The following is a 6966-nucleotide window of genomic DNA, read 5'->3' on the forward strand; positions in this document are numbered from 1 at the left end:
CCTCGTCGTACTCTTCCTCTTCGTCGTCCTCGTAATCCTCGACGCCGAAGTCTTCACCGTCCCAACGGCCTTCGCCGTCGGCGACGAAGGTCAGGGCCATCGCCGCCGGGTTGGTACCCACACGAACCAGCCAGCCCCCGAACACGCGTGCACGCTCGGTGACCAGATTGGCCTCGGCACCTTCATTGCCCAGCTTTTCCCACTCCAGCGAAAACGCGAACTCGGTCATTGCCTGGATCTCCTGATCAGTTGGTCTTGGGGCGAACCTGGATGTGCACTTCGGCCAGCTGCGCGTCAACGATCGGCGACGGCGCGTCGGTCATCAGATCCTGTGCACCGGTGGTCTTCGGGAACGGGATGACGTCGCGGATCGACTCGGTGCCGGCCATCAGCGCGGCGATGCGGTCGATGCCGAAGGCGATGCCACCGTGCGGCGGCGCGCCGTAGTTCAGCGCGTCGAGCAGGAAGCCGAACTTGGCGCGGGCTTCTTCGGCACCGATGCCGAGCAGCTCGAACACTGCGCTCTGCATGTCCGGACGGTGGATACGGATCGAACCACCGCCGATCTCATTGCCGTTGAGCACCATGTCGTAGCCACGCGAGACGGCGGTACGGGCGTTGGCGCGCAGGTCGGCGATGTCGTCCACGGCCGGTGCGGTGAAGGGGTGATGCAGGGCGACGTAGCGCTGTTCTTCCTCGTCCCACTCGAACATCGGGAAGTCGGTGACCCACAGCGGTGCCCAGCCGTCGGCGACCAGGCCGAAGTCCTTGCCGGCCTTCAGGCGCAGCGCGCCCATGAAGTCGGAGACCTTGTTGTAGCCACCGGCACCGAAGAACACGATGTCGCCGTTGCCGGCACCGACGTGCGCGACCAGCGCAGCGAAGCTTTCCTCGCTGAAGAACTTCTGGATCGGCGAGCTGACTTCGCCGTTGTCGGCGATCTTGATGTAGGCCAGACCCTTGGCACCGTACTTGGCGGCATGCGCGGCGTACTCGTCGATCTGCTTGCGGCTGAGCGCCGCACCGCCCGGGATGCGCAGCGCGGCAACGCGGCCTTCGGCATCGTTGGCCGGGCCGGTGAACACGGCAAATTCGCTGTCCTTGACCAGCTCGGCCACGTCCACCAGTTCCAGCGCGATGCGCAGGTCCGGCTTGTCCGAACCGTAGCGACGCATCGCCTCGGCCCAGGTCATGCGCGGGAAGCTGGCGTCCAGCTGCACGTCCACCACTTCCTTGAAGATGGCGCGGATCATGTCTTCGACGAAGTCCTGCACGTCGCGCTCGCGGACGAAGGCGAATTCCATGTCCAGCTGGGTGAATTCCAGCTGGCGGTCGGCACGCAGGGCTTCGTCGCGGAAGCAGCGCGCGATCTGGTAGTAACGGTCGAAGCCGGCCACCATCAGGATCTGCTTGAACAGCTGCGGGCTCTGCGGCAGGGCGTAGAACTCGCCCGGGTGCATGCGCGCCGGCACCAGGAAGTCGCGGGCGCCTTCCGGGGTGGCCTTGGTCAGGATCGGGGTCTCGATGTCCTGGAAGCCCTTCTCGTCCAGGTGGCGGCGCAGGGCCTGCACCAGCTTGATGCGGGTGCGCTGCATGCGCTGCATCTCCGGGCGGCGCAGGTCCAGGTAGCGGTACTTCAGGCGGGTTTCTTCGCCCGGGTTCTCGTGGGCGTGGAACGGCAGCGGCGCGGCCTTGTTCAGCACGGTGATGGCAGTGGCGATCACTTCCACCTTGCCGGTGCGCATCTTGTCGTTCACCGCGTGGCGGGCACGCACCACGCCTTCCACCTGCAGCACGTCCTCATAGCCGAGCGACGCGGCCACGGCAAACACGTCGGCGTTGTCGACTTCCACGGTCACCTGCACGATGCCTTCATGATCTCGAAGATCGATGAAGCAGACGCCGCCCTGGTTACGGGCCACGTCGGTCCAGCCGGCGAGGGTGACAGTCTGGCCAATCAGGGTCTCATCGACCAGGCCGCAGAAGTGGGTACGCATGGGGGGGAAGCTCCGCTGGAGAACGCCGGCACCGGATGGGGGCCGGAAAGCCTCGTATTCTGCGGCCGAGGCCCCGGCCGGGGCAAATCCGGCCAGTCACACCGGCTTGATCGCCCCCCTCCCTATAGTCGGGCACCTGCCACCGTATGGGATGCCGCCATGAAACCGCTGTCCCTGGCCAGCCTGGCCGTAACCCTCAGCCTGGGTGCCCTGGGTACCCTTGCCCTGCCCGCCCCTTCCGCGCATGCGCAGAGCGGCGTGGTCCGCTGCGAAAGCCAGAACAACCGCGAACGGGTCTGCAACACCGGCTGGCGCAATGCGCAGCTGGTGCGCCAGCTGTCCGGCTCGGACTGTGATGAAGGACGAACCTGGGGCAGCCGTAACGGCAGCATCTGGGTCACCAACGGCTGCCGAGCGGAGTTCGTCGAGGCCCGCGGTGGCTGGGGCGGCGGCAATGGCGGTGGCTGGGGCGGCAACAACGGCCGGCCCGGCGAGACCATCCGCTGCGAGAGCCAGAACAACCGTGAGCGCAGCTGCCCGGTCGGCTGGCGCAATGCCCGCCTGGTCCGCCAGCTGTCTGGCAGCCCCTGCAACGAAGGGCGTACCTGGGGCGTGCGCAATGGCGCGGTCTGGGTCAGTGGCGGTTGCCGTGCCGAATTCGCCGAAGCCCGTGGCTGGGGCGGTGGCGGCGGTGGCTGGGGCGGCGGAAACAGCAATTACACGGTGACCTGCAGCAGCAACAACAACCGCTCGCAGACCTGCGACTGGGATGAGCGCCAGGGCCGCCCGGTGCTGCAGCAGCAGCTGTCCGGCAGTGCCTGCCAGGAAGGCCGCAGCTGGGGCTACTCGCGTGGCCAGGTGTGGGTGAGCAACGGCTGCCGGGCACGTTTCGGCACGCGGTGACTGCAGGATCGGGGTCAGAACCCTCCGCAGGAGGGATCCGACCCCGGGATCACGGCGCAGGTGCTTTGTCGTCGCCCCACGGTGCAGGCGGCAGGTCGACCGGCTTGCTCAGATCGAACTGCACGCGGAAGCGGCGGCCGTCCGGGCGCGTCAGCTCGTAGACGAACGTCTGGTCGGGATCGATTTCCATCGCCCAGGTGTTGTGCGTGGAGGCCAGCATGTCGGCGCGGCGGAACATCGCCACCGAATCGGCATCGGCCGGGAACTGCTGGCGCTCGGCAGTGCCCGGCGGCGTGCTGTCGCCACCGTACAGGGTGATCGCGTCGGGGCTGCCGTCTTCGTGGCGATGGTCGTGCTTCAGGCGCAGCCCGTTCGGCGTGCGGGTCAGCACCCACGTGCGCGAGTGGTCATCCCCCACGTGGAACGGGATGCGCAGCTCATGCGCCGGGTCGGCACAGCCGCGCACATGCATCACCAGGCGCTGCCCGGCGAACGGGTCCTTCCCTGTCGGCGCCGGCGTGTCCTCCACCACCTTGCCGGCGTAAGCCTGGCCGCAATGCGCGGCGATGGCGGCCATGAAGGCATCGGCCGGTGCGGTCGCCAGATCATGGGCGACCGTGTCGGAGCGCTGCGTACAGGCAGCAAGGCTGAGCAGGAGGACGGAAGCGGTGACGGCGGCAGGCAGTTTCATACCCCAACCCTAACGGCCATGGCCGAAGTGCGCAAACCGCACGCGCAGCATCCGCTCAGCGATCGAGGGCAGATGCCGCCGGCAGTGTTTCTGTGGCTGCCACCGGCGCGGCTTCGCCTTCACCCGCAGGTTCCTGCTCGACCGGATCGACATCGAACGGGGTACGGAACACCAGCGACGGCAGCAGCGTGGTCAACGCCGCATACAGCAACAGCGCGCCGAACAGCACCGCCGGAATCTGGAAGCGCTCGCGCATGATCGCCGCCAGCACCAGGGTGAAGATGAGGGTCGGAGCCAACGCCAGCGAGACCCGCAGGCTGCTGCGGAAGCTCTCGCCGAACATGACCCGGCGCTGCAGCCAGACCACGCCGATGCGCAGCGGCAGCACCACCAGGGTGATCACGATGCCCAGCCCCAGGGCCTCGAAGCTGAGCGCTTCGGCGGGCACCTTGGTGCCGGCGTTGAAGAAGTAGAACGGCACGAAGAACGAGGCGAACAGGCGCAGCGCATGCAGGTTCTCGTGCGAGGCCAGCAACGGCATGCGCTGGTGCAGCAGGCGCGCGACCAGCCCGGCGATGAACGCGCCGACCAGGTAGTACACGCCCAGCAGGTAGGTGATGTAGGCCGCGACCATGCCCACCATCACCAGCAGCGAGAATTCCGAGCCCGGCGCGTGCGGCGCCACCCAACGGCCCAGGCCGATGAACAGCAGCGGCAGGCCGACCATCATCGCCAGCAGGGCCAGGCTGGACAGCGCCATATGCCCCGGATCGCCCGCCTGCAGCACGATGAACAACGCCGCCAGCGCCAGCAGTTCGCCGGCGATGGCCTTGCTGGTCACCCAGAACCGCTCGTCCTCGCTCAGGCCCAGCCGCGACAGCGAATCCATGATGAAACCGGTGGAGGGCGTCAGCAGCGCCAGGGCCAGCAGGCCGGCAGCCTGCCAGGGCAATCCCGCGTAGCGCCAGGCCAGCCAGCCTACGCCGAACAGCGTGCCGGTACGGATCACCAGATGCGCCAGCAGCGGCCACATGCCACGGCGCAGCGCCTGCAGGTCCACTTCCAGGCCGGCGAACAGGAACAGCGAGGAAATCCCCAGCGTGGCCAGCAGGCCGATCACCGCATCGTGGGCCTGGTCGCCCAGCCAGAGCATGCCGATGATGCCGAACAGCAGGCAGGTCAGTGGTGCGGGCAGGCTGAAGCGCTGCAGCGCGCGCGGGATCACCAGCAGCGCGAAGATCAGCAGCAGGTAGATCAACTCATGGCTCATCGGGGTCTTCCGTGGGGTTCGAACGCGCGCAGGATGCGCGCGCCGAACCGATCCGGCAAGCCACGTTTGAATGACCCCGGTTACCTCATCCAATCAGTCGATCGGCGATCCGGCCCACCTGGGCCAGCACCAGGGCGCGCTGCTCATTGCTGATCGCGCCGGCCTGCAGATAGGCGGTCAGCACCCACGGTGCGCCGCCCGCGCGCGGCCACAACACGGCGATGTCGTTGCGCGCGTCCTCGCCATTGCTGCCGGTCTTGTCGCCAACGCGCCAGCGCTTGCCGAGGCCCGCGCGCAGGCAGGCGTCGCCGGTCTCGTTGTCGATCAGCCAGTCGGCCAGCTGCTGCCGCGATGCCGGCTGCAGCGCTTTCCCCAGCACCACACGCTGCAGCGAACCAGCCATCGCCGCCGGTGTGGTGGTGTCGCGCGGGTCGCCTTCGGCGAAGCTGTTCATTTCCGGCTCCAGCCGGTCGCTGCGGCTGACCGCATCACCGCTGGCGCGCAGGAACGCGGTCACCGCCGGCGGGCCACCGACCACGCCGAACAACAGGTTGGCGGCGGTGTTGTCGCTGGTGATGATCGTGGCCCGGCACAGGTCGCGCACGGTCATATCCTTGCCGGCATGACGGCGGGTGACCGGTGCGTGCGAGAGCAGGTCGGCCTCGCGCACCGGTACGCGCCGGTCGAGCAGCGCGGGTGCGCGCTCGGCCTGGCTGAGCACGGTCGCGGCCAGCATGCTCTTGAAGGTGCTGCACATCGGGAAGCGCTCGTCCTGGCGATGGCCGACGCGGCGACTGCTTGCGGTATCGAGCAGGGTCACGCCCAAGCGTCCTGCGCAGGCCTTTTCCAGCGCGGCGAAATCACCGGCGGCGTTGATGGCGGCATCTGTGGGTGCGTTGGCGGCGGCCTTGCCCGCTGCACGTGCCAGCAACGGCAGGGCAAGCGAAGAAGCAACAGCGGCACCACTGAACTGCAGGAATCGGCGACGGGCGAGCATGCGGGGGTTCTCCTGGGGACCGTTCGATTATTGGAACCCACGGCCAGGACGACCAGCGCGAAAATTCAGCACAAGCCATTAGATTTATTGATGTCTATTGCATCAATCCCTGCGATTGGCGGCCTTCCCTGCCCAGGCGTTAGGATCAGCCATCATCCAGGCTCACGACTCGACGATGCTGCATCCCACCCTGCCACTGAACGCGCTGCGTGCCTTCGAAGCCGCCGCCCGCCACCAGAACTTCACCCGTGCCGCACTGGAGCTGTGTGTCAGCCAGGCCGCGCTGAGCCACCAGATCCGTGGGCTGGAGGACCGGCTCGGCATCCGCCTGTTCCACCGACTGCCTCGCGGCGTGGCGCTCACCGACGAAGGCGCGGCGCTGTATCCGGTGCTCAACGAATCGTTCGAGCGCATCTCCGCCAGCATTGCGCGCTATGCCGGCGGGCCGGCCCGTGAAGTGCTGACGCTGGGCGTGGTCGGCACCTTCGCCACCGGCTGGCTGCTGCCACGGCTGGCCGCGTTCGAGGCCGCGCACCCGGACATCGAGCTGCGCCTGCAGACCCACAACAACCGCATCGACCTGGCCGGCGAAGGCCTGGACCTGGCGATCCGGTTTGGAGATGGCGACTGGCAGGGTCAAGCCTGTACGGCGATCCTCGATGCGCCCTTCGCACCACTGTGCGCGCCGGCACTGGCGCGGCGGCTGAAACAGCCGCGCGACCTGGGCACGCTGTCGCTGCTGCGCTCCTACCGCAGCGACGAATGGCCGCGCTGGTTGCAGGCGGCAGGAGTGAGTGGCGTGGAAGCCCGCGGGCCGGTGTTTGATTCGTCATTGACAGTGGCGATGGCCGCGGTCGGCGGCGCCGGCGTGGCGCTGCTGCCGCTGCGCATGTTCGAGCAGGAGCTGGCCGAAGGTCGTCTGCTGCAGCCGTTCAGCACCACGCTGGAGCTGGGGCGCTACTGGCTGACGCGATTGCGCTCGCGCGCCGAGCGTGAACCGGCGAAGCGATTCCGCGAATGGCTGCAGGCGCAGGGATGAAACGCAGGCGACGTGGGTAGCGGGGGGGGGGGGGGGGGGGGGGGGGTGGGGGGGGGGGGTCGTGCGGTG

Annotated in this window: 7 protein-coding genes; 2 read left to right on the plus strand and 5 right to left on the minus strand. The window is 68.0% G+C overall.

What is annotated here, in order from left to right:
* On the minus strand, positions 1 to 229 hold a 229-nt coding region (locus ACTJJM_RS17620; protein ID WP_440865856.1), incomplete at its 3' end, for a DNA primase.
* Between the two features lie 16 nt (positions 230 to 245).
* A complete protein-coding gene (gene aspS / locus ACTJJM_RS17625; protein ID WP_010481582.1) occupies positions 246 to 1997 on the minus strand; it encodes an aspartate--tRNA ligase in 1752 nt (583 codons plus the stop codon).
* A 159-nt stretch (positions 1998 to 2156) separates the two neighbouring features.
* Between aspS and ACTJJM_RS17630 the strand changes: the two genes are divergently transcribed.
* Positions 2157 to 2900: a DUF3011 domain-containing protein gene (locus tag ACTJJM_RS17630; protein WP_010481580.1), complete on the plus strand. Its 744-nt coding sequence runs from the start codon at positions 2157 to 2159 to the stop codon at positions 2898 to 2900.
* Between the two features lie 49 nt (positions 2901 to 2949).
* Here the strand turns inward: ACTJJM_RS17630 and ACTJJM_RS17635 are convergent, their stop codons facing one another.
* From ACTJJM_RS17635 to blaL2, 3 genes are all read right to left on the minus strand, one after another.
* The gene (locus ACTJJM_RS17635; protein ID WP_100446568.1) at positions 2950 to 3591 is read right to left on the minus strand and encodes a hypothetical protein; all 642 of its coding nucleotides are present in this window, start codon (positions 3589 to 3591) and stop codon (positions 2950 to 2952) included.
* A 55-nt stretch (positions 3592 to 3646) separates the two neighbouring features.
* Complete coding sequence (locus ACTJJM_RS17640) at positions 3647 to 4861, minus strand: cation:proton antiporter (RefSeq protein WP_010481576.1); 1215 nt, start codon at positions 4859 to 4861, stop codon at positions 3647 to 3649.
* Between the two features lie 85 nt (positions 4862 to 4946).
* On the minus strand, positions 4947 to 5858 hold the full coding sequence (gene blaL2 / locus ACTJJM_RS17645) for a L2 family extended-spectrum class A beta-lactamase (protein ID WP_049454668.1): 912 nt from the start codon (positions 5856 to 5858) through the stop codon (positions 4947 to 4949).
* Positions 5859 to 6033: 175 nt separating this feature from the next.
* On the opposite strand from blaL2, the gene ampR reads away from it, so the two are divergent.
* Positions 6034 to 6897 (plus strand): LysR family transcriptional regulator AmpR, encoded by an 864-nt coding sequence (ampR, locus tag ACTJJM_RS17650; protein ID WP_440865857.1) that lies wholly within the window; start codon positions 6034 to 6036, stop codon positions 6895 to 6897.
* The last annotated feature ends 69 nt before the right edge of the window (positions 6898 to 6966 follow it).

Source organism: Stenotrophomonas sp. 22692 (genome assembly GCF_052045015.1).
Classification (GTDB): Bacteria; Pseudomonadota; Gammaproteobacteria; order Xanthomonadales; family Xanthomonadaceae; genus Stenotrophomonas; species Stenotrophomonas geniculata.